Genomic DNA, 25968 nt, shown 5'->3' with positions numbered 1-25968 from the left:
TTTTTTTAACTGTTTTGCCTGGTGCGAAGAGAGGGACTTGAACCCTCACGTCCGTTAAGACACTAACACCTGAAGCTAGCGCGTCTACCAATTCCGCCACCTTCGCGTATCCCAGCAAAATCTGGGGTGGCTAATGGGACTCGAACCCACGACAACTGGAATCACAATCCAGGGCTCTACCAACTGAGCTATAGCCACCACAATACTTAATGTTACAAGTTTAAAACCTGCAGCATCTTAATCTTTACTGCCTACTAACGCGGTAAATCAAACCACCGAAGCTCATGCGCACAAACGATATGGCGCGCCCGACAGGATTCGAACCTGAGACCTCTGCCTCCGGAGGGCAGCGCTCTATCCAGCTGAGCTACGGGCGCGTAGCGCCGTTGCGGATGTGCATACTAGAGATAAGCGCCCATCGTGTCTAGTGCTTTTTCAATAAAAAAACGCGTTTGATTACGCTTTGTGCATTTCGTCGACAAATAGTGCACTTCTCCCGCCGTAACGGGTAAAAACGCGGCATTAATCAGCAATATCAGAGATCGCCCCGCCAGTGATAGCGCAAATATTTCAGCAGTTTTAATTGCCGCCGCAGGCGACTCGGTTGCCTGATCAGCCGGTAGAGCCACTCCAGTCCGAGCCGCTGCCAGATTTTAGGTGCACGCTTCACATGACCGGTGAAAACATCGTAGGTGCCACCAACGCCCATATAGAGTGCATCAGGCCAGTGAGCACGGCACGCCAGCATCAGCAGCTCCTGACGAGGAGAGCCCAGCGCCACCGTCACCAACTTCGCGCCGCTGGCCGCCACGCGGGCAAACAGCGCATCCTGATCGGCCGGGGGAAAATAGCCATCCTGCGCCCCGACAATGTTCACATTCCACTGACGACGTAATTTATCGCAGGTTTCATCCAGCACCGCCTGACGCCCGCCGATCAGAAACACCGGCGTGCCTTCGCGTCCGGCACGCTCCATCAGCGCTTCCCATAAGTCTGCGCCCGCAATGCGCTGCACTGATGCCTGTGGGTATTTTTTTCGAATCGAACGGACGATGCTGATGCCGTCCGGGTAAGCGAACTCCGCCTGCGCTAACAGGTTACGCAATCCCTCATCCTGTTCAGCAGTCAGAATCTTTTCTGCGTTAATGGCAACCAGCATGCCACTGCGCACGCCCTGTGGCGGCATTAAAAAATCCACCGCTGACGGCATACTGTCGAAGCCATACAAGGTGACGCCGCGAATCAGGTACTGCGGCGAGTCAGGTAACTTTGTCATATCTTCCGTCAATCCCAGAGGTTAATCAGGAGGGGCTAGGCAACACCCGCCTGCTGCGGTCGCGAATTAAACCGGCGCGATCCAATAACCAGAATAGTAATTTAGCCAGGCCCAGACAGGCGGCAAAAATAATCGCGAAAAACACCACGCGTGAGCCAAACGCATCCAGCCCTTCACGTGCCAGCACGATCATATTGAACACCGCACCAAAACAGAAACTTTGCAGGATCGCCCCGCTGTAGCGATTGGTTTCCTGGCAGCCGCGCGCATAAAGCGCATCAAAGGCTTTAATAATCATCCCCACCGCTACCGCGCCAACAGGAATCGCCCAGACGCCACCCATCACCACCAGCGAACCGATCAACGTCGGTGAAATGGCCAGTCCTGAATGGTTGTTCAGCACTTCCCAGGTGAAGTAATTTGCGCTGTTCAGCACCGCCAGCGGACGATCCGGCCACAGCCAGCTGGGGATAAAGACATAAAAGTCACGCCACAGCGGCGCCAGCCCCTGAAACTCAATACGGGCATAGTTATCCAGCAGTAACGCCAGATTCTCCCACGGCGAGAAAGTATCACGCGTCAGGTAAAGGAAGGTGTAAAACGCTTCATCCCCCATGACGTCGAGGTTATAACGGCGCAGCGCCAGCCAGAACATGCCTGCAATCGCCATGACGCCCGCAGTCGCCAGCATCCACAGGGTAATCCAGCCGCGGGTAATACCAATAAACAGAAACAGGGCGAAGGCGATAATAATATTGGCACGGGTCCCGCCGACCAGTGCATAGGTCAGCAGACCAAAAGCGACCGTCACCACCAGAAACAGCAGCCAGTTGCGCTGCGTCGGACGCAAAAAATAGGGGATCAGCATCGCCGGAATAAAGAAATAGAAGAAGCGTTTAAGCGCCACGCCTGAAACTTCACTGGAAAAAATCTGGTTATAGGCGGTCAGGCGGAACAGCAGAAACCCGTTGTGGATGAAAAACACCGTCACGGTACCCAGCGCTACCAGCGCCAGGATCACACAGGTCAGATGGGTTTCGACCCGATTCATCTGCAGCCAGGGTTTAGAGGGCGGAGCATTAGCGGGCCTCAGCCGTACCTTATAACTGACATAGTAGACGGCATAAAAACCTGTGGCCGACAGCAGTGCCTCCAGCAGCGAGGACACCGGCACGACCCCGACATTGAAGCGGAACACCAGTATGCTGGTGAGCGGAAAACCAAAATAGAAGGTCAGTAAAAACAGCAGAGTAAAGAACAGGTGAAAGTTAAAACGCACCCGCTTAAACTCCCGCCAGGTCAGGGTCAGAATAAAACCCAGCGACAGCAGATAAACCATCAGCAGACCGCTAAACTGCATAAGGCTCATGACAACTCCCCTTCGCTGAGGCGTAATGCGTTGCGCCATCCCGCCAGATAGCCGGGGGCAAAAAAGGCGATAGCCTGCTTATCGCAGCCAGCCAGCTGACGGCGCGCCTCGGCAACGACCGCTGGCGTCAGGGCATCTTCACTGAACAGCACCGGCAGCTGCTGCTCCGCCACATCCCGCCAGAATGGATTTTTACGACTCAGAACAAACGGCACGCTGGCCTGAATCAACAGGCATAAGGTCCCGATGCCTTGCTGGCGTTCAAACATAAAATAGCCGACATGACAGCGCGCCAGCAGCGCTAAATAGTCATCAAACGCCATTTTTTCAGTGATCAGGTTCACCTGACCCTGCGGAAACAACGCCTCAGCCGCTGCCTGCACCTGACTGATATAAGCCTGATTGTTCGGCGGATAACCCAGCGGCACCTCGATGCGCACCTGGTCGCCAAACTGCGCGCGAATCGCCTTCAATCCATCAATGTGCCGGTTGCTGGGATCGCCTGAATTTCCCAGCAACAGAGTAAACGTCGGATCGGGCGCAGAGTGAACCGCGACGTCCGGCATGCGGGTCGGGAAATAGAGCAATGCGCCCGGTACCCGACGATGGCGCTGCTGGTAATGATGCAGATCGCCACGGGTGGCAAAAACCTGCGCCACCCGTCCCTGCGCCATCCGGCGCAGAAAATAGAACAGGCGAAACTTCAGGCTGCGTGAATCTTCATACAGATCGGCGCCCCAGACGTGCCAGAACAGCTGGGAACGCTGCAGCTTACCGCTGAGTAGCGCCAGCCAGATCCAGGGATTGAACTGGCCGTGGCAGAAAAAGCGTTGCTGACGATTGCTGGCCCGCTGCAATACCGCCTGCGCCAGCGCCTTTTTACTGGTAAAGCACTCAATCTGTAAGGCACCGAACGGCGCTACGCTCTCAGGCTGCTGCGTCACCACCATAAAGTGGCGAGGTGTGGCCACAGGCTGTTCAACGCTCAGTACGTCGTTGAAAAAGCGCAGCACCGTAAGGTTGTGGTGGGGAATATCTGATCCCAGAACGTGAATTAAAGTCATTTTTTCCGGCAATAAATCAAAAAGGCGCCACAACACAGGGCGAAGTAAGCCATATAGGTAAACATGTAGGCCTGCGCCGCGCCCGTTGCGCCATGTAACGGGATCAGCCAGCGTGAGAACAGCGTCAGCAACACAAACTGGCTGATCTCAGTCAGAACATAAAAACGCAGCGAGGCTTTGGCGATAACCAGATATCCGAAAACGTAGGCGCCCACTTTAAAAACATCGCCGCACAGTTGCCAGATAAACAGATCGCGCATGCCGCGGAACGCATCGGAAAACAGCAGGCTGATGGCAACATCACGCAGGATCCAGACGCCAAAACTGGCCACCGCTACCGCCGGCAGCACAAAGCGCAGAGCACGCCCGATTTCCAGCGCGATATCGCGTTTGTTATCCAGTCGCGCCAGGGTCGGCAGCAGCCAGACGCTGAAAGTCGCGGTGATAAATTGCAGGTAGGCATCAGAGATGCTGGTCACGCCCTGCCACAGACCGACCTGCGCCCAGCCCTGCTGCTGCGCCAGCAGGTTACGCATCATCACCCAGGCCACCGGCAGCGTTACGGTGGTAATCAGCGCCATCAGGGTATATTTGGTCAGGTTACGGGCCAGTTCAGGCTGCCATTGCGGACGCAGCCAGCTGAGCGGCAAGGGGATGCGGCGTTTCAGCAGCGCCATCGCCGGTAACAGCAATAACGCTGGCACCAGCGCCAGCCCGATCAACGCACCCTGATAACCGCCAAACCACCAGCACAGCAGATAACCGGCGACCCCAATCAGGCTGCCGAGAATCAGCGCCAGCGCATTACCCCGCGCATCACGATAGCCTTTCAGCAATGCCAGACTAAAGTTCGCCCAGGCAATGCCAAGCTGAAGAAACGCCACCACACGAATGACGTTCTGATAGCGATCGTGACCAAACAGCGCATGGCTGATCGGCCCAGCCGCCAGCAGGAACAGCAATGCCAGTACGCCGGAAAAGCCCAGCACCATGGTCGAGGCGGTACCGACCAGCGCCCGCAGTTGCTCAGGCTGCTGCTGATATTGCGCCACATAGCTGGTCACGCCGTTGAAAATGCCAGCCCCTGCCAGCACGCCCAGTACGGTGATCAGCTGACGAAAGTTTCCTGCCTGCCCGACGCCCTCCGGTCCGAAGCTGACCGCCAGCAGTTTGACCACCAGCAGCCCGGCAACAATTTTTACCAGCGTGGACGAGGCAGTCCACACTGAAGCTCTGGCCAGTGACATCAGGAAAAGAAGCTCAGCAGCGAGCTGATAACCGTGCTCTGGTTATTATCCGAAAGGTTGTAAAACAGCGGCAGGCGCAGCAGACGCTCACTTTCCACCGTGGTGAAACGATCGACCCCAGCAAACTGCGAAAAGCGCTGACCGGCGGGTGAACTGTGCAGCGGGATGTAGTGGAACACCGTCAGTATCTCGGCTTCTTTCATCCAGTTAATCAGCGCCTGGCGATCGTCCTGATCGCGTAGTTTGATGTAGAACATATGCGCATTGTGCTCGCAGCTGGCGGGGATTACCGGCAGCTCGATGCGCCCCTGAGCCGCCAGCGGCTGTAGCGCTTCGTAATAACGCTGCCAGAGACGCAGCCGTTGCTGATTAATGCGTTCGGCCGCTTCCAGCTGCGCCCAGAGATAGGCCGCCTGCAGATCGGCCATCAGGTAGCTCGACCCCATATCGCGCCAGGTATATTTATCCACCTGACCGCGAAAGAACTGGCTACGGTTAGTGCCTTTTTCCCGGATGATCTCAGCGCGTTCGACCAGGCTGGCATCATTGATCAGTGTCGCGCCACCTTCGCCGCCGGCGGTGTAGTTTTGGTTTCATGAAAGCTGAAACAGCCGATGTGGCCAATGGTGCCCAGTGCGCGGCCTTTGTAGCGTGACATCACGCCCTGCGCTGCATCTTCTATCACAAACAGTTTATGCTTCGCCGCCAGCGCCATAATGGTGTCCATTTCACAGGCGACGCCCGCATAGTGCACCGGCACGATGGCACGGGTTCTTTCGCTGATGGCCGCTTCGATCAGCGTTTCATCAATGTTCATGGTATCAGGACGCACATCGACAAACACAATGCGGGCGCCGCGCAGTACAAAGGCGTTGGCAGTAGAGACAAAGGTGTAGCTCGGCATAATCACTTCATCGCCGGGCTGCAGATCGATTAACAGCGCCGCCATCTCCAGCGAAGCGGTACAGGAGGGGGTCAGCAGCACTTTTTTGCTGCCAAAGCGCTGCTCCATCCACTGCTGGCAGCGACGGGTAAATCCACCATCTCCGCACAGCTTGCCGCTGTTCATCGCCGATTGCATGTACTCAATTTCGGTGCCCACGACCGGGGGTGCATTAAATGGAATCATGACCTTTCCTGTAGAACCAGTAGGCGGTGCTGTCGATGCGGGCACCGCTGCGTAAATAGAGGCGCATCGCCGTAAGATTGCTGAGCTGAGTGGCGACATGGAGCTGTGCCAGCTTTCGCACCCGCGCCCAGTCCGCTGCCGCCAGCATCAGCCGCTGACCCAGCCCCTGGCCCTGCGCGTCAGGCAGCACCGCCAGCAACCCGATGCGGGCGTCACCGTCCACTTCACGCAACGAGACGAACCCCTGAAGCTGGCCTGTGGCATCCGCAGCCACCAGACATTGGTGATCAAAGGTGCCACGCACCGCGTTTTCAATCCAGCGGGCGTAGAAACGCCCGCTGGCGTCAGGCGCATACCAGGCGCGCGGAAACGACTCTGACTGAACAGCTGTGAGGCCGCCTCACGCAGTGCCGGGATCTGCGCCTCTCGCGCTATGCGAATGCCGCTCTGCCGTTCGGTCTGTTTAATCGTCAGCGTCAGGTCCGCTTCGCCTTCCACCAGCTGGAACCGGTGCTGCTGCAGCGTATCAATCAGTGCGGTCTGGCTGGTGGGCACTTTAATCTGCAATAGCGCGCAGGGATGCTGCAGCGCTGCGTCCAGTGCAGTATCACCGTTAAGATCCAGCCGCACGGTGTCGATACCGAAGAACTGGCTCTCCCAGCTAAGGGGATTAATATTGACGTGGACGGGCATGTAATAAATCCAGCAGGTATTGGCCGTAGCCGGTTTTCGTCAGCGCTTCGCCGGCGGCGCGTAGCTGATCGTCACTCAGCCAGCTGTTACGCCAGGCGATCTCAAATAACAGACAACTCAGATCTTAATTGTGTCGAACAGAGACCTTAATGATCCAGAAAACGTTTCATCGCCAGACGCCTTTGGTATCAACCACCCACTGCTGACGGACTGCGGCGGCATCCACTGCGCGGAAAGCGCGATGGTCGACCAGCATCACCAGAATATCCGCCTGTGCCAGCGCCTGCTCGCTGGAGACCAGCGTGGCTTTGTCATTCAGCGTCTCCGGTATCTGGTCGATGTGTGGTTCAACCACCCAGCTGGTGCCGCTATGCCAGTCCGCAATCAGCCGCGCAACGCCCATTGCCGGGCTTTCGCGCAGGTCATCAATGTCAGGTTTAAAGGCCAGTCCGAAACAGGCAATGGTCAGATCACTGGCACGCTTACCGGTTTGCGTCAGGCTGTCAGCCACCGCCGTTTTGACCTGATCCAGCACCCATTGCGGCTTGGCGTCATTTACTTCGCGTGCCGTCCGAATCAGACGGGCCAGTTCAGGATTCTGCGCCACAATGAACCACGGATCGACGGCGATGCAGTGACCGCCCACACCCGGGCCAGGCTGCAGAATGTTGACGCGCGGATGACGATTGGCCAGCGCAATCAGTTCCCAGACGTTAATCCCCTGATCGGCGCAAATCAGCGACAGCTCATTCGCAAAGGCGATATTAACGTCACGGAAGCTGTTTTCGGTCAGCTTACACATCTCAGCGGTGCGGGCATTGGTTTCCACGCATTCGCCTTTCAAAAATAGCCGATAGAGTTCACTGGCGCGCGCCGAACAGGCTGGCGTCATGCCGCCAATTACCCGATCGTTATTGATCAGTTCCACCATCACTTTGCCCGGCAGCACCCGCTCCGGACAGTAAGCGATATAAATATCGGGCGTCTCACTCTGCTGCGGGAAACGCAGATCGGGACGCGCAGCCGCCAGCCACGCTGCCATCTGCTCGGTTGTGCCGACCGGCGAGGTGGATTCAAGAATCACTAAATCGCCCGGCTTCAGGACCGGCGCGATCGACTCCGCTGCCGCCTTCACGAAGCGCAGATCAGGCTGATAGCCTGCCTGGAACGGCGTTGGCACCGCAATCAGAAACGCGTCAGCGGCTTCCGGCTGGGTCGTTGCCCGCAAATCGCCGCGCGTCACGGCGGCATGTACCACCTGGTCTAAATCGGGTTCCACGATATGAATCGCGCCACGATTAATGGTGTCAACCGCCCGGGCGTTGATATCCACGCCCACCACTTTTTTTCCCTTTGAGGCAAAAACGGCTGCCGTCGGCAGCCCAATGTATCCCAGTCCAATCACGGAAATGGTTTCAAAACTCATAAGTCGGCTCGGTTATCTTTTAAGGCTTGTAAAATACGGCCACAGGCTTTGCCATCGCCATACGGATTATGGGCATGGCTCATCGCCTGCCAGGCGTTATCGTCAGTCAGCAAGGTGCTGACCTCAGCCACGATTCTGGCAACATCCGTGCCCACCAGTTTTACCGTACCGGCATCGACCGCTTCGGGCCGTTCAGTGGTATCACGCATCACCAGCACCGGCTTACCCAGCGATGGCGCTTCCTCCTGAATCCCTCCCGAATCGGTGAGAATCAGCCAGGCGCGGTTCATCAGCCAGACAAAAGGCAGATACTCCTGAGGTTCGATCAGAATGATATTTTCAACGTCGCTGAGTATGCGGTTAACCGGCTCGCTGACGTTGGGGTTCAGGTGCACCGGATAGACGATTTGCGCTTCCGGATGCTGACGCGCAATCTGCGCCAGCGCGCTACAGATTCGCTCAAACCCATCGCCAAAACTTTCACGCCGATGGCCGGTGACCAGCACCAGCTTCTTGCTATCATCCAGGAACGGATAGCAAGCCGCCAGCTGGGCATTCAGATTGGTGTCGTCCAGCACCCGATCGCGCACCCATAACAGCGCATCAATCACCGTGTTGCCAGTCACCACGATGCGCGTATCCGGCAGATTTTCCTGCAGCAGATTCTGACGCGATCGCAACGTAGGGGTGAAATGGAGACGGGCAAGATGGCCGGTGAGTTTGCGGTTTCCCTCTTCCGGCCACGGCGACGCGAGATCGCCGGTGCGCAGTCCGGCTTCAACATGGCCGACCGGGATTTGCTGATAAAACGCCGCCAGGCTGGCTGCTAAGGTGGTGGTGGTGTCGCCATGAACCAGCACAATGTCCGGTTTGAAGTCGAGCAACACGGTCTTCATGCCCTCTAAAATGCGGCAGGTGATTTCGGTCAGCCCCTGCTCTGGGCGCATAATATTGAGGTCGTAGTCCGGCTGCAGCTGAAACAGGCGCAGCACCTGATCGAGCATCTCGCGATGCTGAGCCGTTACGCACAGCCGCGATTCAAAAGCTGGATCCTGCGCCAGCGCCTGAACCAGCGGCGCCATTTTAATGGCTTCAGGACGGGTACCAAATACTGTCAGAACTTTCACACTGTTTCTCTCAATGACGCTGGTCTGGCATCAGACGCGGACGACGTGCCAGCGCGACACCAGCACCCACCAATGCCCCTACGGCACCCCACATAATCATCATGAACAGACGCCGCGGGCTATCACGCGACACCGGCTCTTCCGGGGTACGCAGGTAACGGTAAGTCTGGAACTTACTGTTCAGTGTCGGGCCGGCTACCAGCGTGGTCAGCATGGCTCTGTTCTGATCATAGCTTATATCGAAGTTTGGTCCGGTGGCGCGCAGGGTATCGAGCTGCCCCTGTAAAACCGGCTTGCCCAGCAGAAACAGATCGCTGTCCGCCAGGTTTTCTCCTGCTTCACGCGCCTGTTTTTCATTAATCCCTTGCTGACTGGCGATCTTCAACGCCTGCTCCAAACGATGTTGCTGACGCTGAAACACGGCGTTAGCCACATCTTCCTGCCGTTTGACCTGCGCCTCAAGCTGCGCCGTCCGTGCCTGCCAGGCGCCTTTAAACTCTTCATTCAGATGGCGTGCCGCTCGCTCGCTGGCGTAAGCAATATACTGACGCAGCAGGTTATTAGCATCGCTGGCAGTTTCCGCCTTAAGGCGGACATTGTCCGGCAGGTTGTGCGCCGCATCGGCTGGCGTGAACACAATATTGCTGATCATATCGTCGAGTAACGCCGCATCATTGTGCGCGTTACCGGTTTTACGACTTTTGTAATAATCGGTTTGCTGCCAGAACTCGCGGCGCGTATCCCACGAGGCGAGTTGCATGGTGAACTCCTGATAGACCTCATCCATCACCGTGGGCGAGGGAGCAGAGAGCGTCAGCGCATTATTGCGTACATCCAGGTTGGCAAGAAACTGCTGCTGTGCATAGTAGGAGCCCAGCATGTTTACCGTCGGGCGATCGGTAACCGCGGTGGTGCTCCAGACCTGCCTCATCAGCAGGGTCACCAGCCAGGCGACCAGCGCAAACAGCAGCGCCAGCCCGACAATCCAGCGCTTGCCTTGCCATAAACGGCAACACAAGCCGCGAATATCCAGTTCGTTGTCCACAATCTCAGCAGGCATGGCAGCGTTATCCTTTATCAGCGCTTAGCGGGGTAAGTTGGTTTTGGCGTTACGGTAATGGTTCAGACGGCGTTTAATCCGCCGGATACGTCGCGCCACGCGCCAGGCATGCTTCAGGCAGTAGCCGTAAACCATGAAGGCCACCAGGAACAGCAGTAGCATGACCCATTCCGGGATGAACGCCAGGTATTCTCCCAATACACCGATACCGGCAAGGATCGCGGCAGCAACGGTAATCAGCACAAAAGCCTGACGCGAACTAAAACCGGCGCGCATGATCAGATGGTGGATATGCTGGCGGTCAGCAGAAAACGGACTCATGCCTTTACGCAGACGGCGGTACATAATCGCTACCATGTCCATTAAAGGAATGGCGATCAGCCAGAGTGCGGTCACAGGAGTGATGGGATGGCTCAGACCCTGCGTCGTTTCCAGCAGAATCCAGATAATGGTGAAGCCGATCATTGTGCTGCCGGCATCGCCCATAAAGACTTTAAAGCGGCGGCCGAGGAAGCCGAGATTAAGCAGGATGTAAGGTAACGTGGCGGCGATCATCGCAAAACACCACATGGCCAGGCTGGTCTGGCCATCAAAATAGAGGATGATGCCCATCGCCGCGAAAGTGACCGAAGAGAGCCCGCCGAGCAGGCCGTCAATGCCATCGACCATATTAAAGGCGTTAATCGCCGCCCAGACGGCGAACAGCGTCAGCACATAGCCAAACGGGCCGACAATCAGTTCAAAGGGGCCAACGATAAACCCAAGACTCAGCAGATAAAGTTTGGCACCTGTCATCATCACCACCGCGACGAGCGCCTGCACCACAGCGCGGATTTTCACGCTGATATCGAAACGATCATCCAGGGCGCCAACCAGCACCAGTACCCCGGCACACCCCAGATAGAGCAGCGCATGTGGCAGATAATAATTGGTTATCGCGAACGTAAAGCAGATACCTGCGAACACAGAAATGCCGCCCACCAACGGAATCGCGCCATGATGGCGTTTACGTGAGTTAGGCTTATCAACCAGACCAATTTTTTTAGCTGCTTTTCGGGCAAAAAAGAGGAAAGCCAGGGAAAAGAGAAAAATTAAACCAAGCTCAGTACTCATAGTGAGTAAATTCACGTTAAACGCTCTCAGATAACATCACGGGCAACAATACGCGAAAAAATGCGTTTATCGCTGCCTCGGATTCCGAATTCTGCATAAAGAGATGCACGAACGGTCATTTATTCGTCATCACTACCACAGTCATTATCAATGCTCCTGCCAGTGTTCAATCCTATAGCTCAGAAATGAAAAACGCCACGTTGAGACGTGGCGTAAGGTCGATTTTCTGCACATTCAGGCTAAAAAAGCCGAATCTGTGGTTCGGCTCTGCAGTATCGGATCAGGAACGCTTCATCATGTCGAAGAATTCGTCGTTGGTTTTGGTCATCGCCAGCTTGTTGATGAGGAACTCCATCGCGTCAATTTCGCCCATTGGGTGAATGATTTTACGCAGGATCCACATCTTCTGCAGCTCTTCCTGAGAGGTGAGCAGCTCTTCTTTACGCGTACCGGAACGGTTGTAATCGATCGCCGGGAAGACGCGTTTTTCAGCGATTTTACGTGAGAGATGCAGTTCCATGTTACCGGTACCTTTAAACTCTTCGTAAATCACCTCATCCATCTTCGAACCGGTATCAACCAGCGCGGTCGCAATGATGGTCAGGCTGCCGCCCTCTTCCACGTTACGCGCTGCGCCGAAGAAACGCTTCGGACGATGCAGGGCGTTGGCATCAACACCACCGGTCAGGACTTTACCTGAAGCCGGAACCACGGTGTTATAAGCACGCGCCAGACGCGTAATAGAGTCGAGCAGGATGATCACATCTTTCTTGTGTTCAACCAGACGCTTGGCCTTTTCGATCACCATTTCAGCAACCTGAACGTGACGCGAAGCAGGTTCATCGAAGGTCGAGGCGATAACTTCACCTTTCACCAGACGCTGCATCTCGGTCACTTCTTCCGGACGTTCGTCGATCAGCAACACCATCAGGGTGCAATCCGGGTAATTATACGCCAGGCTCTGCGCGATATTCTGCAGCAGCATGGTTTTACCGGCTTTTGGCGGTGCCACGATCAGACCACGCTGACCACGACCAATCGGTGACGCCAGATCCAGCACACGTGCCGTCAGATCTTCCGTTGAGCCATTACCCCGCTCCATACGCAGACGTTTATTCGCGTGCAGCGGCGTGAGGTTTTCGAACAGAATCTTATTACGCGCGTTTTCCGGCTTGTCGTAGTTAACTTCGTTAACTTTCAGCAGTGCAAAATAACGTTCACCCTCTTTTGGTGGACGAATTTTGCCAGAGATGGTGTCACCTGTGCGGAGGTTGAAACGGCGGATCTGGCTGGGGGAAACGTAGATATCATCAGGACCGGCGAGGTAGGAGCTGTCTCCGGAACGGAGGAATCCAAATCCATCCTGTAATATCTCCAGCACGCCATCACCAAAGATGTCTTCGCCGCTTTTCGCGTGCTGCTTCAGGATGGAGAAGATAATGTCCTGCTTGCGCATACGAGCCTGGTTTTCCAGTCCCATATTTTCGCCGAGAGTAATCAGCTCAGCAACCGGCGTATTCTTTAATTCGGTAAGATTCATAGTGATGGGTTCTTAAACTCGGGGTAATACTCGAAATGTTTGTCGTGAATGGTATGGCAATTAATCCATGCCGTTAATGGCTCTTTTCGACTCTTCTCGACGATCATCGTCTGGGATGGCGACCTGGAAGCGAGGAGACGGTCGATTGCGATGCCAGAGTTGGAGCTAACCGTCAGATTGCTAAACCGTTCTAACTTTATAAGGTACAGTGCGACAGGGTTTAACAAGGGAAAACTTTAGATGCTAACTACAAGGGTAAGTTCGTAATGCAGTATTGGTAACTTAGCACGCCTCAAAGCGAACGTCCAGCAGCAGGAGATAAATTCACCACTGCCAGACGTTCAGCCCTGAATTACGCCAGATTGGCGTTCAGGAACTCTTTCAGCTGGCCTTTAGACAGCGCGCCCACTTTGGTCGCGGCGACTTCGCCATTTTTAAACAGCAGCAGCGTCGGGATACCACGAATGCCGTATTTCGGTGCCGTGCCTGGGTTATCATCAATATTCAGCTTAGCGATGGTCAGTTTGCCATCATACTCTTCTGCAACTTCATCAAGGATTGGTGCGATCATTTTGCAAGGACCACACCATTCAGCCCAGAAATCTACCAGTGTAACGCCGTCGGCTTTCAGCACGTCGGTGTCGAAACTGTCATCAGTCAGATGAACGATTTTATCGCTGCTCATGTTTTACTCCACAAGATTATGCCTGGCGAATTGGCGTAATATAAACCAATGTAGGTTGACTTTATTTCATCGGATACGCTTTCGTAAAGCGATAGTAAGCTGATATTCTACCACACTATGAGCAAAACACACTTAACTGAACAGAAGTTTTCCGACTTCGCCCTGCACCCAAAAGTCGTTGAAGCCCTTGATAGTAAAGGTTTTCAATACTGCACGCCGATTCAGGCGTTAGCCCTGCCCTTTACGCTTTCCGGGCGTGATGTTGCAGGCCAGGCGCAAACCGGTACCGGCAAAACGATGGCGTTTCTGACGTCAACGTTTCATCATCTTCTCTCTCATCCTGCGCCTGAAGGTCGTCAGGTTAACCAGCCACGAGCATTAATTCTCGCGCCAACGCGTGAACTTGCCGTGCAGATTCATGCCGATGCAGAACCGTTAACCGCCTCAACCGGTCTGAAACTGGGCCTCGCCTACGGCGGTGATGGCTACGATAAACAGCTGAAAGTGCTGGAGCAAGGCGTCGATATTCTGGTCGGGACCACTGGCCGACTGATCGATTACGCGAAGCAAAACCACGTTAACCTCGGTGCCATTCAGGTGATGGTGCTGGACGAAGCCGACCGCATGTTCGATCTCGGCTTTATTAAAGACATTCGCTGGCTGTTCCGCCGGATGCCGGCAGCGACCCAGCGTCTCAGCATGCTGTTCTCCGCCACGCTCTCTTATCGGGTGCGCGAACTGGCGTTTGAGCACATGAACAGTGCTGAATATGTTGAAGTGGAACCGGAACAGAAAACCGGCCACCGCATTCAGGAAGAGCTTTTCTATCCGTCTAACGAAGAGAAAATGCGCCTGCTGCAAACGTTGCTGGAAGAAGAGTGGCCGGATCGCGCCATTGTGTTCGCCAACACCAAGCACCGTTGCGAAGATATCTGGGGCCATCTGGCTGCGGATGGTCATCGTGTCGGCCTGCTGACCGGCGATGTCGCCCAGAAGAAGCGCCTGCGCATTCTTGATGACTTCACCAAAGGGGATGTGGATATTCTGGTTGCGACTGACGTTGCCGCCCGGGGCCTGCATATTCCTGCCGTGACGCATGTGTTTAACTACGATCTGCCGGATGATTGCGAAGATTACGTCCACCGTATCGGTCGTACCGGTCGTGCGGGCGCCAGCGGACACTCCATCAGCCTGGCCTGTGAAGAGTATGCGCTGAACCTGCCAGCGATTGAAGAGTACATCGGTCACAGCATTCCGGTCAGCAAGTACAATAGCGATGCATTACTGACTGACCTGCCGCCGCCTAAGCGTCTGGCGCGTAGTCGTACCGGCAACGGTCCACGTCGCGGAGGCAACAACGCTAACCGTCGCGGTGCGCCACGCAACAACAACCGTAAACGTTCGGGTTAAGCTCACCATGCTAAGCGCATCGTCACTTTATGCTGCGATTGATTTAGGTTCTAACAGCTTTCATATGTTGGTGGTGCGCGAGGTGTCTGGCACTATTCAGACCATCGCGAAAATTAAGCGCAAGGTACGCCTTGCTGCCGGTCTGGATAAAAGCAACCATTTGTCAGCTGAGGCGATGACGCGCGGCTGGCAATGCCTCAAACTGTTCTCTGAGCAACTGCAGGACATCCCTCTTGATCAGATCCGCGTGGTGGCAACCGCCACGCTGCGTCTGGCAGCGAATGCGCAGGAATTTCTCGATACGGCGCAACAGATACTCGGCTGTACCATCAACGTGATCAGCGGTGAGGAAGAGGCTCGCCTGATTTATCAGGGCGTGGCGCACACCACCGGCGGTTCCGATCAGCGCCTTGTGGTCGATATCGGCGGCGGCAGCACTGAACTGGCGACCGGTGATGGTTCGCATGCTACCGTATTATTCAGCCTGTCGATGGGCTGCGTGACCTGGCTGGAGCGCTTCTTTAGCGATCGTCATCTGGCGAAGGAGAACTTTGACCAGGCGGAACAGGCGGCACGGGAGATGATCCAGCCGATTGCCGCGCAACTGCGCCAGCAGGGCTGGCAAGCCTGTGTCGGCGCGTCTGGCACGGTGCAGGCGCTACAGGAGATCATGGTGGCGCAGGGTATGGATGAACGCATTACCCTGAATAAACTGCAGCAGCTGAAACAGCGCGCTATTCAGTGCGGCAAGCTGGAAGAGTTGGAAATCGAAGGATTGACGCTGGAACGGGCGCTGGTGTTTCCCAGTGGCCTGTCGATTCTGATCGCCATCTTTCAGGAACTCAGTATTGATAGCATGACGCTGGCGGGCGGCGCGCTGCGTGAAGGGCTGGTTTACGGCATGCTGCACCTGCCGATCGACCGCGATATCCGCACCCGCACGCTGCAGAATGTGCAGCGTCGTTTTAGCATCGACGTTGAGCAAGCCAATCGGGTACGTCAGCTGGCAGAACGTTTTTTTCGTCAGGTCTCTACCCTGTGGAAGCTGGATCAGCGCTGCCGTGACTTGCTGCTCAGCGCCTGCGCCATTCATGAGATTGGCCTGAGCGTCGACTTCCGTCATGCGCCGCAGCACGCCGCCTATCTGGTCCGTCACCTCGATCTGCCCGGCTTTACCCCGGCCCAGAAGAAGTTACTGGCCTGTCTGCTGCAGAATCAGAGCGGCAGTATCGACCTGGCGTTGCTGACGCAGCAGAACGCCCTGCCGCCGCGCCTGGCGGAACGGATGTGTCGTCTGATGCGTCTGGCGATCATCTTCTCCAGCCGCCGTCGCGACGATACCCTGCCCGCGGTCCGGCTGCAGGCTGACGATGACGCGCTGCATCTGACCTTACCTGATGGCTGGCTGGAGGCGCATCCGCTGCGCACCGAACTGCTGGAGCAGGAAAGCCATTATCAGTCCTATGTGCACTGGTTACTGACCCTGTCGTAACCGGCGCCCGTTAAGCCAGTCTGAGGCGAACCGTCGTCGCCTCATCACGTCTTCCGCCGGCTTAGCCTTTCTTCGCCTTATCCAGCATCGCGCGCAGGCCCGCAACCCGACTCTGCCCGGTTTTCATCCGCTCTTCGGCACTCACTACTTTACGCTCCGTTTCCCACTGCAGATCGTCCTGCGGCAGTTCCAGCAGAAAACGACTCGGCTCCGGCCTCACCAGTTCGCCATACTGCCGACGTTCGCGACAGAGGGTAAAGGTCAGCTCTTTTTGCGCCCGCGTGATGCCGACGTAAGCAAGACGCCGCTCTTCTTCGATATTATTCTCATCAATGCTGCTCTGATGCGGCAACAGTCCCTCTTCCATTCCCACCAGAAACACATAGGGGAACTCCAGGCCTTTAGACGCATGCAGGGTCATTAACTGCACCTGATCAAGCTCTTCATCGTTTTCTCCACGCTCCATCATGTCGCGCAGAGTAAAGCGCGTGACCACCTGTGCCAGGGTCATCGGCTCATCCAGATCGCTGCCCTCCAGCATTTCCGTCATCCACTGAAACAGCGTGTTGACGTTCTTCATCCGCATCTCTGCCGCTTTCGGACTGCCCGAGGTCTCGAACAACCAGCTTTCGTAGTCGATTCCACGAATCAGGTCGCGTACTGCATTCACCGGCTCGCGTTCGGTCAGCTGGATAATTTCGTTCAGCCAGTGGGTGAAGCGTTGCAGATGTTCCAGTCCGCGTCCGCCCAGCGTCTGACCCAGACCGACATCAAAGCTGGCGTTGAACAGGCTCTTGTTGCGCAGGTTGGCCCATTCGCCCAGCTTTTGCAGCGTCGCCGGGCCAATCTCGCGGCGGGGCGTATTCACGATGCGCAAAAAGGCGCTGTCATCGTCAGGATTGGTCAGCACACGCAGATACGCCAGCAGATCTTTGATCTCCGGGCGTGAGAAGAACGAGGTGCCACCCGAGATGCGATAGGGAATACGGTTCTGCATCAGAAACTTTTCAAACACCCGCGACTGATGGTTGCCCCGGTAGAGAATGGCGTAGTCTTTATACTGCGTCTTGTTGATGAAGTGGTGGGCAATCAGTTCGCCGGTCACCCGCTCCGCCTCGTGCTCTTCACTGTTGGCAGTGACCACCTTCAGTTCGCTGCCCAGACCCAGTTCTGAGAACAACCGTTTTTCAAACACGTGCGGATTATTGGCGATCAGGATATTCGCCGCTTTCAGGATACGTTGGGAGGAACGGTAATTCTGCTCCAGTTTCACCACCTCCAGCGCCGGGAAATCTTCCTTCAGCAGCACCAGATTTTGTGGTCGCGCCCCGCGCCACGAGTAGATCGACTGATCATCATCGCCCACCACGGTAAAGCGCGCCCGCGCCCCAACCAGCAGCTTCACCAGCTCGTACTGACTGGTGTTGGTGTCCTGATACTCATCCACCAGCAGATAGCGAATGCGCTGCTGCCAGCGCTCACGTACCTCCTGATTACGCTGCAACAGCAGCGTCGGCAGCAGGATCAGATCGTCAAAATCGAGCACGTTACAGGACTTCAGATGCTGGTCGTAAAGGGCATAACAGTGGGCGAAAATTTTATCGCGCTCTGAACTCGCCCTTGCCGCCGCGTGTGGCGGATCGACCAGATCGTTTTTCCAGTTCGATACGGTAGAGATCAGCTGCTGCAACAGGGTTTTATCCTCTTCCAGCCACTCTTTGGTCAGCTCTTTCAGCAACCCGAGCTGGTCCTGGTCATCAAACAGCGAAAAGTTCGACTTCATGCCGAGCGCCGCCGTTTCACGCTTGATGATTTCCAGCCCCAGGGTATGGAAGGTGGAGATCATCAGGCCGCGCGCCTCTTTGCGGCCCAGCGTCTGTGCCACGCGCTCTTTCATCTCACGTGATGCTTTATTGGTGAAGGTGACTGCGGCGATATGGCGCGCCTGATAGCCACACTCCCGAATCAGATGGGCGATTTTATTGGTGATTACGCGGGTCTTGCCCGATCCCGCGCCCGCCAGCACCAGACAGGGACCGGTAACAAATTCGACGGCGCGTTGTTGGCTGGGGTTTAAACGCATAGGAAAATCGCTCAGTGGAATCAAAAGAAAGGGGTTTATACTGGGCGGCAATTATACACAACCGAGATAGCAACATGGCGAAAACCGCGGCGGCTTTACACATCCTGGTGAAAGAGGAAGCGCTGGCAAAAGAGATTCTGGCGAAACTGGCAAAAGGCGGGAATTTCCAGCAGCTGGCAAAGAAGCACTCAACCTGTCCCTCAGGCCGTAACGGCGGCGATCTGGGGGAGTTTCGCCAGGGACAGATGGTGCCGGCGTTTGATAAGGCTGTCTTTACCTGCCCGCTGTTAACGCCTTACGGGCCGGTAAAGACCGGTTTCGGTTACCACATCATTAAAGTGCTTTACCGCAGCTGATTACTTCTGCTGCTTCATCTGCTGCAATACCGTGCTGCACTGGTTATCCTCGTTATCACTCGGGGAGATCAGTGCCAGCAAGGCTGCCGCCGGACCGACGACGGTACCCAGCGCCACGGCCGCTGCACCGCGAGCCAGCAGTGGTCCGGCTTTCACGCCAGCATCCGGGTTTTTAAAGGTGCCGCGCACATAGAGCGGTGAACGCAGGGTAATAATGCGCACGCCTTTACTCTCCGGATTGACCGAGAGATCCATCCGCTCCGTGGCAAAGTTAGCGTTGCCGGTCACGTTGATCACCGCATTTTCGGTATCAAAGACAAACAGGTTCGGCGTCGCCAGCCCGTTTTGCAGTTTGATATCGGTCGCGGCACAGTTAATCCGCACCTGATCGTCGCCAAACAGTTTGCCCACCACGTAGTTGCCGACGTTCAGTCCGGCAATCTCCATCAGGCTGCGGCTGATCACGCCGTCGTTCATCAGCAGCTTCAGCTGACCGTTACTGGTTGCCAGCAGATCGGCCACCGAATTGCCGGTGCCGGTAAAGCTGGCATCGCCGTTTAACTGACCGAGACTGTTTTGCATCGCCTGGACATTCGGGAATAGCCGACGCAGCTGCAGTTTGCGTACATGAATATCGGCGCGGCCGCGCATCGGCGAGCGATCGCCTTCCAGCCGGATGGTGCTGTTCAGGTTGCCGCCCGCCATGCCAAAACGCAGCGGATCGAGCAGCAGATCGCCGTTTTTCAGCTGCAGATGAGTATAAAGGTCGCTTAACGGCAGCGAATTACTGTGTTCGATACGTTTACCGCTGAACTTCACGTCGGCATCCATCACGTCCCAGTTTTTGGTATCGAACTGGTCATGTGGCAATACCCGATCGGTGGGCTGGCTCGATTTCTCACCACGCCGGGCTTTTGCCTGCGCGGTCTTGCCGCTGCCTTTGCCGGAATCAACGCCAATCAGCGGCCCCAGATCCGCCATCCGCAGCTGGTCTGAAGTCAGTTCACCGGTGAGTCTCGGCCGCGGTTTGCCCTGGCTATAAATTAGCGAGCCATGAATATCGCTGTCACCAATGTGGCCGTTGAATTTTTCATAGCGGTAGACCGCGCCTTTTTCACCATTGAATTTCGCAATCAGGTGACCGTCAGTTTCATACGGCGGCGTGTCAGGCAATAACACGCCGGTCAGCCCATACAGATTCGCCAGCGTGTCACCCGAGAAGCGCAACCGTACGTTCAGTCCGCCGAGGTTCATTGGGTCCTGAATTCCGCCGGTCACCTGGACGCGCGTGGTGCCATTACGCAGGTCAGCCTGCACCGGGAAAGGCGTGTTCTGGCTGCGCAGCGACAGCATCCCGCCGATCTTGCCCTGACCACTGAGTTTCTCTTCGTTATAGGTGCCGTTCGCCTGCCAGCCAAAGACAAAATCGCCCGCGCCCTGCTGCTTATCATCCCCGCCAGCGATCTGCGCGTAGGGCACCGGTTTACCCAGCGGATTAACCTGTACCGTTACATCGGCGTGGTTAATGGCATCGCGGTAGCGGATTTGTCCCTGATCGAACAGGATGTTATCGAGACGGAATGACCAGGCCGAAGGCGGCGCATTCTGATCTTTGCTGTCGCTGTTGGCGAGGTTAAAGGTCCAGTTATTTTTCTTATCGGCGGTCTGAATCAGACGCGCATCGGGTCGCTGCAACTTAATCCACGGAATGAACAGCTCTTTATGCAGCAGCGACAGCGGTGCCAGCGTGGCATCGACCCGTTGCAGATGCACCATAGTCACATCGGGAATATCGGGTGGATTACCCAGCATGATATCTTCCGCGTGCAGCTGCGGCCACGGTATCCAGCGTCGCCAGCCCGGCTCCTGCGGATTGCGCGCCCAGTCAACGCCCAAATCGCCGCGTATCGCAAAGGGTCGATTGAGTTCGGTCGATACTTTCTGATTGATGGTGGGTTTCAGGCGGTTCCAGTCAAAGGTGGCGATCACCACGACGATGACCACGATTAACAACAGCAGAATTCCCACTACCCAACTGATTATTTTCCCGGTACGCGACATTGCGCTTTCTCCTTGCACGTTCACTGTCTCCGTTAAAGATAGTCGAGACCGTGAACAACGGCGTCAGGGAAGCTGGATAGTGAGATGATTCAATTCAGAAAAGGGGAGCGGGCACGAAAAGAAATAGCCTTGTGCGGCGATGGCGGGTGAACGTCTGACCTGCTGCCACTCCTCTTCCGTCTCCACGCCTTCGACAATGACGCCATTACAGTAACGGTTGATCAACCCCAGCAGCATCGGGAACAGGCTGCGTCCTTCGTCGGAATTGCGCAGCAGGATAAACAGTTCGCGCGACAGTTTAATGTAATCATATTTCAGTTCGGTCAGCGCCGAGAAATTGGCCATGCCAGAGCCAAAATCATCCAGCCACAGCGGACCAAGCTCCGGCATCTGCGCGACCATCTCTTCCTGTGGCAGCGCATGGTGCTCGGTCAGCTCAAAGCGTACCCAGGGCAGGCGGGCAATCAGGCCGCGGATCGCCGGATGATGCTGAAGCGCTAACAGAGACGGACCATCAATATTGACCGAGGCGACTACCGCATTCTGCTCAAAAAAAGGCGTCCACTGGGTTAACTGTTCGAGTTGTTCATGCACTACATGCAGCCGCTGGGAAATATCCAGCCCGGCAAAATAGGCTTCTGGCGACAGCTTTTTTTCGGGTGCCGACGGATGCGTAATCGCCGTCAGCAGCTCGATTGCCAGCAACCGTCCCGTCACCTGATAGATCGGCTGGAAGCGATAGCATCGTTGGCACTGGTGCCAGAAGTGGGGTGTTGCCGGTTGAGCGTTGAGGTCAGTTGAAGAGGGTAGCCATTGACGAATACTTTCCATCACCATGGTTTTTTCCTGGTTGGTAACGAGCGCTCAAAATTGGCGACTCAACGGTGATTATCGACCATGCCTGTGATCGCTTGATGAAATGTCCAGCCACATCAAAACGGGAAGTTTAACAACCTTTATGCGGGCACAATCGCCAAAACAAGCCGAAATAGCGCGCTTTAACTGCCAGATCGGTGCTATTTGTCACCTTAAGTTAAATTAAAACACTGTTTTAAAAACATTGACGTCTGCCATACCAGACGCGAGACTAGAACGATATTTCACTACAGGTCTAAAACCATGACGCAGAAAAAAATTGCCATTATTGGTGAATGCATGATTGAGCTGTCCGAAAAAGGTGAGAACATTAAACGCGGTTTTGGCGGCGATACGCTGAATACCGCGGTCTACATCGCCCGCCAGGTGGATCAGCAGCAGCTTCGGGTCGATTATGTTACCGCGCTGGGTGTTGACTCGTTCAGCGATCAGATGATCGCCGCCTGGCAACAGGAAAAGGTTAATACCGATCTGATCCAGCGTCTCGACAACAAAATGCCTGGCCTGTATGTGATTGAAACCGACGCTGAGGGTGAGCGCACCTTCTGGTACTGGCGCAGCGATGCCGCAGCCCGTTACTGGCTCGATAGCCCTCAGTCGGAAGCGATCTGTCAGCAGCTGGCGCACTATGACTATCTCTATCTGAGCGGGATCAGCCTGGCCATTTTAGCCCCAGCCAGCCGCGATAAACTGATGCAGCTGCTGGAACGCTGTCGCGCCAATGGCGGTAAGGTGATATTTGATAACAACTATCGTCCGCGCTTATGGGCCGATCAGGCCAGCGCCCAGGCCGCTTACCGCGCCATGCTTAACTGCACCGACATCGCTTTTCTGACGCTGGATGATGAACATCTGCTGTGGGGCGAACAGCCGCTGGAGACGGTGATTGCGCGCACGCGTCAGGCCGGTGCCAGCGAAATTGTGATCAAACGCGGCGCAGAATCCTGCCTGGTTGCTATCGGCGACGCCCCCCTGATTGATGTGCCAGCGGTCCGTCTGGCAAAAGAGAAGATCATCGACACCACCGCCGCTGGCGACTCGTTCAGTGCCGGTTATCTGGCACGCCGTCTGACCGGAGCTTCAGCGGAAGCGGCGGCACAGCGCGGTCACCTCACCGCCAGCACGGTGATTCAGCATCGCGGCGCGATTATCCCGGCCGGGGCGATGCCCGACTAAACGATGGCTGCGGGCCGGTTATTACGACCACCGATAACCTGCCCGACGCATTATTCCTTCTTAACAGCCCGCAGCGAAATATCCGGTAAATTTACGCTAACAAAGCGGGCTGTACCGGGCATTTACCTTAAGCGGATTAATCATCATTAATCGCCAGTCCCTCACCGGTAGCGTCTCCAGATCATCTTATAAATTATGTTTTAAAATTAGCGAGTTACTCTCAAAATCCTGCCACCAGGCATAGTCCGAATCTGGTCATTTTTGCCGTTTTCGGATGGACGCCCGCCGAAAAAAAGACCATCTTTTAATCAACAACAGCAGGATGCTGTGCTCTCCGGCCGCGAAAAAACAATTAAAACACCTCCTCGCATCAGGACATGTTATGCACACAGAAATTATTAATATCTGGCCTCACGGTGATGCGCCAGGCGCCAGCGATTCACGCGCGCAGCCACAAATCATCGATATGGCGAAACAGTATGAGCCTTACGATCGGGCCGCCACCGGCGTACGTTGCCCGGAAATGGCGATCTGGCATCCGGTAGAGTCGAATGGCATCACCCTGCTGGTCGCGCCAGGCGGCGGTTATCATCGCGTGATGATCGATCGCGAAGGGAGCGCACTCGCTACCTTCTTCACCTCAATGGGCTACACCCTGGCGGTGATGACCTATCGGCTGCCTTATGATGGTCATCACGAAGGAGCGGATGCGCCGCTGGCCGATGCCCAGCGCGCGGTGCGGGTGCTGCGTGAACGGGCGCAGCGCGGTCTGAACGGCAAATATATGGTGATGATGGGTTTTTCAGCCGGTGGTCACGTCGCCGCCAGCCTGGGTACACGTTTCGCCGAGAAGCTCTACCCGGTGCAGGATGGGGCAGAAAACTTCTCGCCGCGTCCGGATGCGATGGTGCTGGTCTATCCGGTAATCAGCATGCGTGACGGTATGGCGCATGAAGGTTCACGCACCCGATTGCTCGGCGCGTGGCCGGATCAAAAAACCATTGAAGCCTATTCACTGGAAACACGGGTACATCCGCTGGTGCCACCCACGTTGTTGATTCACGCTGCCGACGACGAATCGGTTTCGGTGAACCATAGCATGGCGTTTTTCGGCGCGTTACGGCAGCACAATGTCCCGGCAGAAGTGCATTTCTATCAGAAGGGCGGCCACGGATTTGGTATCCGCGGTGTGGCAGATTTGCCCCTCGCCAGCTGGCCGATGTTAGTGACCGAGTGGCTCAGGGCTAAAACCTGATTAAGCGGCCGGCGGCTGGATGTCGCTGGCGCTGCTATCCGGCTGGCTGGCATCGTTGCTGGTCGCCGGAGCCGCAGGCGGTGCCATCACCTTTTCCCACTCACTTTGCAGGCTTTTGACATTGGTTTCCGCTTCGCCCTCCGGCTGAATCAGCACCATCATCAACTCCTGGCTCAGCTGCTGACGCAGCTCCTGATTCAGCTGCTCGCGAGTCAGACCGGCGAGAAAGGTCTGGCGCAGTTTCTGATACTGCTCCGGCGCAATATCCACCACCGAGTTCTGCTGCGAGCGCAGTCGCTGGCTCATCAACACGTCGGTATCGGTGCGGGCATAGGTGGTGAACAGCTTATTCAGCTCCAGCAGCTTCTGCGCCATCAGCGCATCAAACTCCTCCTGCGGTATACCTTTATCGCGTACCGTCGCCAGTTCACGCGCCACCAGATTCATGTTCTGCGTCAGCGTATCATTGCGCGCATCCAGATTGATTGAGCACTGCGCACGCTGGTAGAGCACGCGACAGTCAAAACCGACCTGCACGCCCTGCGCTTTGCTGTCGCTCAGCGTACGCTGGACATGCCAGAACAGCGCTTCACGCGCCAGATCACCCTGCCAGTAACGCTGCAGATTCTGCGAGTCGCGGATGGGTTGCCACGGCGTATCCCACACCAGCGACAGACGATCCTGGGTCATTTTGCCGTTAACCAGATTAACCGGTTCGTGCGGCAGCGGTGATAGGGTTGGCAGCGGCGCAGGGGTGTCACGCTTGCCGGTTAGCGGCGAAAACGCTTTGTTAATCTGCTCGGAGAGACTACGGCTATCAACGTTGCCCACTACATACAGGGTCATCGCGTCAGGCGTATACCACTGGCGGTAAAAATTATTCAGCTGGGTTAAATCGACCGGCGCGCGCGGCTGCGTAGCGGGATCGTGCGCCAGTAGTGCCGAGCCTTTCAGACGATAGCGCCACCAGACATCCTGGGTATCTTTCGGCCAGGTAGCGACCGGATCGGACGCGGTCAGGGCGGTGTTCACCACCTGCCTGGTAATCGCCATGTTGCCTGCGGTGGCCGCCAGCCAGCTCAGGGCTTCTTTCAGCAGTTCGGGGCGATTGTTTGGCAGGCTGAGGTTGTATTGAGTGAAGTCATAGGAGGCGATAACGGGTGGCAGCGGATGCTGAGGGTCCATAGCCTGTTGCCATAAAGCCCGCTGCTGGTTGGTGTCGAGCGCGGTGTTATGCACCATCGCCAGACGTGGCAGCAGATGGCTGAAGCCCGCCTGTTGCGCACTCTCGACCAGCGAGCCCGTATTCACCACCATACGCAGTTCGATACGGTCACTGGGACGTTGCGGTGTGGCCAGTAACTGCCAGTTAAATCCGTTATCCAGCTTGCCTTCCTGCCAGGCCGGATCCGGTTGCAGCGTTTCTGCCTGGAGACCATAGCTGGTCGCTGCCAGCACTAATCCACCAACCAAAAGCCGAATTCTGGTGCCCTGCATGTGAACCCCTACTCAAATAATTCAAATATCGTT

General features: G+C 55.9%; 19 protein-coding genes, 3 tRNA genes and 3 pseudogenes. 5 read left to right on the top strand and 20 right to left on the bottom strand.

Annotated elements, in window-relative coordinates; translation table 11 throughout:
* Positions 1-19: 19 nt before the first annotated feature.
* The 16 genes and pseudogenes from HA41_RS11880 to trxA all read right to left on the bottom strand — a co-directional run bounded on the left by HA41_RS11880 (position 20) and on the right by trxA (position 13729).
* Positions 20-106, bottom strand: a tRNA-Leu gene (locus HA41_RS11880).
* Positions 107-122: 16 nt separating this feature from the next.
* A tRNA-His gene (locus HA41_RS11875) sits at positions 123-198 on the bottom strand.
* A gap of 102 nt (positions 199-300) precedes the next feature.
* A tRNA-Arg gene (locus HA41_RS11870) sits at positions 301-377 on the bottom strand.
* A 158-nt stretch (positions 378-535) separates the two neighbouring features.
* Positions 536-1276, bottom strand: a complete 741-nt coding sequence (wecG, locus tag HA41_RS11865; protein ID WP_094120969.1) for a lipopolysaccharide N-acetylmannosaminouronosyltransferase — start codon at positions 1274-1276, stop codon at positions 536-538.
* A 25-nt stretch (positions 1277-1301) separates the two neighbouring features.
* Entirely contained in the window at positions 1302-2645 is a 1344-nt protein-coding gene (gene wzyE / locus HA41_RS11860) for an ECA oligosaccharide polymerase (RefSeq protein ID WP_094120968.1), read from the bottom strand.
* A complete protein-coding gene (gene wecF, locus HA41_RS11855; RefSeq protein ID WP_094120967.1) occupies positions 2642-3709 on the bottom strand; it encodes a TDP-N-acetylfucosamine:lipid II N-acetylfucosaminyltransferase in 1068 nt (355 codons plus the stop codon). Before wecF ends, wzyE begins: the two co-directional genes overlap by 4 nt.
* Entirely contained in the window at positions 3706-4956 is a 1251-nt protein-coding gene (gene wzxE / locus HA41_RS11850) for a lipid III flippase WzxE (RefSeq protein WP_094120966.1), read from the bottom strand. The genes wecF and wzxE overlap by 4 nt, the downstream gene beginning before the upstream one ends.
* A pseudogene (gene rffA, locus HA41_RS11845) lies at positions 4956-6085 on the bottom strand (dTDP-4-amino-4,6-dideoxygalactose transaminase). The gene wzxE and the pseudogene rffA overlap by 1 nt, the downstream one beginning before the upstream one ends.
* Positions 6072-6778 (bottom strand): annotated as a pseudogene (gene rffC, locus HA41_RS11840) (dTDP-4-amino-4,6-dideoxy-D-galactose acyltransferase). The pseudogenes rffA and rffC overlap by 14 nt, the downstream one beginning before the upstream one ends.
* A pseudogene (locus tag HA41_RS21390) lies at positions 6756-6887 on the bottom strand (glucose-1-phosphate thymidylyltransferase); the annotation flags it as partial. The pseudogenes HA41_RS21390 and rffC, both read right to left, overlap by 23 nt.
* Positions 6888-6944: 57 nt before the next feature.
* Positions 6945-8204 (bottom strand): UDP-N-acetyl-D-mannosamine dehydrogenase, encoded by a 1260-nt coding sequence (gene wecC / locus HA41_RS11830; protein WP_094120965.1) that lies wholly within the window; start codon positions 8202-8204, stop codon positions 6945-6947.
* On the bottom strand, positions 8201-9331 hold the full coding sequence (gene wecB, locus HA41_RS11825; protein WP_094120964.1) for a non-hydrolyzing UDP-N-acetylglucosamine 2-epimerase: 1131 nt from the start codon (positions 9329-9331) through the stop codon (positions 8201-8203). Before wecB ends, wecC begins: the two co-directional genes overlap by 4 nt.
* 10 nt (positions 9332-9341) lie before the next feature.
* Positions 9342-10391 carry an ECA polysaccharide chain length modulation protein gene (wzzE, locus tag HA41_RS11820; protein ID WP_094120963.1) on the bottom strand — a complete coding sequence of 350 codons (1050 nt, stop codon included), beginning with the start codon at positions 10389-10391 and terminating at the stop codon, positions 9342-9344.
* Between the two features lie 24 nt (positions 10392-10415).
* On the bottom strand, positions 10416-11504 hold the full coding sequence (gene wecA, locus HA41_RS11815) for a UDP-N-acetylglucosamine--undecaprenyl-phosphate N-acetylglucosaminephosphotransferase (RefSeq protein WP_094120962.1): 1089 nt from the start codon (positions 11502-11504) through the stop codon (positions 10416-10418).
* Between the two features lie 280 nt (positions 11505-11784).
* Positions 11785-13044, bottom strand: coding sequence for a transcription termination factor Rho (rho, locus tag HA41_RS11810; RefSeq protein ID WP_031375060.1), 1260 nt, complete (start codon positions 13042-13044; stop codon positions 11785-11787).
* Between the two features lie 352 nt (positions 13045-13396).
* A complete protein-coding gene (gene trxA / locus HA41_RS11805) occupies positions 13397-13729 on the bottom strand; it encodes a thioredoxin TrxA (protein ID WP_003851963.1) in 333 nt (110 codons plus the stop codon).
* A 117-nt stretch (positions 13730-13846) separates the two neighbouring features.
* On the opposite strand from trxA, the gene rhlB reads away from it, so the two are divergent.
* Both rhlB and gppA read left to right on the top strand, forming a co-directional pair.
* A complete protein-coding gene (rhlB, locus tag HA41_RS11800) occupies positions 13847-15139 on the top strand; it encodes an ATP-dependent RNA helicase RhlB (protein WP_094120961.1) in 1293 nt (430 codons plus the stop codon).
* 7 nt (positions 15140-15146) lie between these two features.
* The gene (gppA, locus tag HA41_RS11795) at positions 15147-16631 is read left to right on the top strand and encodes a guanosine-5'-triphosphate,3'-diphosphate diphosphatase (protein WP_094120960.1); all 1485 of its coding nucleotides are present in this window, start codon (positions 15147-15149) and stop codon (positions 16629-16631) included.
* A gap of 61 nt (positions 16632-16692) precedes the next feature.
* On the opposite strand, the gene rep is transcribed toward gppA, so the two are convergent.
* Complete coding sequence (gene rep, locus HA41_RS11790; protein ID WP_094120959.1) at positions 16693-18714, bottom strand: DNA helicase Rep; 2022 nt, start codon at positions 18712-18714, stop codon at positions 16693-16695.
* Positions 18715-18788: 74 nt separating this feature from the next.
* Here rep and ppiC point away from each other — a divergent pair, with 74 nt between their 5' ends.
* Complete coding sequence (gene ppiC / locus HA41_RS11785) at positions 18789-19070, top strand: peptidylprolyl isomerase PpiC (protein WP_031375064.1); 282 nt, start codon at positions 18789-18791, stop codon at positions 19068-19070.
* On the opposite strand, the gene HA41_RS11780 is transcribed toward ppiC, so the two are convergent.
* Entirely contained in the window at positions 19071-21131 is a 2061-nt protein-coding gene (locus tag HA41_RS11780) for an AsmA family protein (RefSeq protein ID WP_094120958.1), read from the bottom strand. It lies immediately after the preceding gene.
* Positions 21132-21194: 63 nt separating this feature from the next.
* Positions 21195-21968 carry a cyclic-guanylate-specific phosphodiesterase gene (gene pdeH, locus HA41_RS11775; RefSeq protein WP_094120957.1) on the bottom strand — a complete coding sequence of 258 codons (774 nt, stop codon included), beginning with the start codon at positions 21966-21968 and terminating at the stop codon, positions 21195-21197.
* A 282-nt stretch (positions 21969-22250) separates the two neighbouring features.
* Here pdeH and kdgK point away from each other — a divergent pair, with 282 nt between their 5' ends.
* Entirely contained in the window at positions 22251-23183 is a 933-nt protein-coding gene (gene kdgK, locus HA41_RS11770; RefSeq protein WP_094120956.1) for a 2-dehydro-3-deoxygluconokinase, read from the top strand.
* Positions 23184-23565: 382 nt separating this feature from the next.
* A complete protein-coding gene (locus HA41_RS11765) occupies positions 23566-24438 on the top strand; it encodes an alpha/beta hydrolase (RefSeq protein WP_094120955.1) in 873 nt (290 codons plus the stop codon).
* Here HA41_RS11765 and HA41_RS11760 read toward each other — a convergent pair whose 3' ends face one another.
* Positions 24439-25935 (bottom strand): M16 family metallopeptidase, encoded by a 1497-nt coding sequence (locus tag HA41_RS11760; RefSeq protein ID WP_094120954.1) that lies wholly within the window; start codon positions 25933-25935, stop codon positions 24439-24441.
* Positions 25936-25968 lie beyond the last annotated feature (33 nt).

The sequence above is a fragment of the Pantoea conspicua genome (genome assembly GCF_002095315.1).
Lineage (GTDB): Bacteria > Pseudomonadota > Gammaproteobacteria > Enterobacterales > Enterobacteriaceae > Pantoea > Pantoea conspicua.
This window is presented reverse-complemented; position numbering and strand designations above follow the sequence as displayed.

What these genes read in the sequence shown, in the direction of transcription:
- wecG (WP_094120969.1), bottom strand. Translation starts at nt 1,276, where the DNA reads ATGACAAAGTTACCTGACTCGCCGCAGTACCTGATTCGCGGCGTCACC.
- wzyE (WP_094120968.1), bottom strand. Translation starts at nt 2,645, where the DNA reads ATGAGCCTTATGCAGTTTAGCGGTCTGCTGATGGTTTATCTGCTGTCG.
- wecF (WP_094120967.1), bottom strand. Translation starts at nt 3,709, where the DNA reads ATGACTTTAATTCACGTTCTGGGATCAGATATTCCCCACCACAACCTT.
- wzxE (WP_094120966.1), bottom strand. Translation starts at nt 4,956, where the DNA reads ATGTCACTGGCCAGAGCTTCAGTGTGGACTGCCTCGTCCACGCTGGTA.
- wecC (WP_094120965.1), bottom strand. Translation starts at nt 8,204, where the DNA reads ATGAGTTTTGAAACCATTTCCGTGATTGGACTGGGATACATTGGGCTG.
- wzzE (WP_094120963.1), bottom strand. Translation starts at nt 10,391, where the DNA reads ATGCCTGCTGAGATTGTGGACAACGAACTGGATATTCGCGGCTTGTGT.
- wecA (WP_094120962.1), bottom strand. Translation starts at nt 11,504, where the DNA reads ATGAGTACTGAGCTTGGTTTAATTTTTCTCTTTTCCCTGGCTTTCCTC.
- rho (WP_031375060.1), bottom strand. Translation starts at nt 13,044, where the DNA reads ATGAATCTTACCGAATTAAAGAATACGCCGGTTGCTGAGCTGATTACT.
- trxA (WP_003851963.1), bottom strand. Translation starts at nt 13,729, where the DNA reads ATGAGCAGCGATAAAATCGTTCATCTGACTGATGACAGTTTCGACACC.
- rhlB (WP_094120961.1), top strand. Translation starts at nt 13,847, where the DNA reads ATGAGCAAAACACACTTAACTGAACAGAAGTTTTCCGACTTCGCCCTG.
- gppA (WP_094120960.1), top strand. Translation starts at nt 15,147, where the DNA reads ATGCTAAGCGCATCGTCACTTTATGCTGCGATTGATTTAGGTTCTAAC.
- rep (WP_094120959.1), bottom strand. Translation starts at nt 18,714, where the DNA reads ATGCGTTTAAACCCCAGCCAACAACGCGCCGTCGAATTTGTTACCGGT.
- ppiC (WP_031375064.1), top strand. Translation starts at nt 18,789, where the DNA reads ATGGCGAAAACCGCGGCGGCTTTACACATCCTGGTGAAAGAGGAAGCG.
- HA41_RS11780 (WP_094120958.1), bottom strand. Translation starts at nt 21,131, where the DNA reads ATGTCGCGTACCGGGAAAATAATCAGTTGGGTAGTGGGAATTCTGCTG.
- pdeH (WP_094120957.1), bottom strand. Translation starts at nt 21,968, where the DNA reads ATGGTGATGGAAAGTATTCGTCAATGGCTACCCTCTTCAACTGACCTC.
- kdgK (WP_094120956.1), top strand. Translation starts at nt 22,251, where the DNA reads ATGACGCAGAAAAAAATTGCCATTATTGGTGAATGCATGATTGAGCTG.
- HA41_RS11765 (WP_094120955.1), top strand. Translation starts at nt 23,566, where the DNA reads ATGCACACAGAAATTATTAATATCTGGCCTCACGGTGATGCGCCAGGC.
- HA41_RS11760 (WP_094120954.1), bottom strand. Translation starts at nt 25,935, where the DNA reads ATGCAGGGCACCAGAATTCGGCTTTTGGTTGGTGGATTAGTGCTGGCA.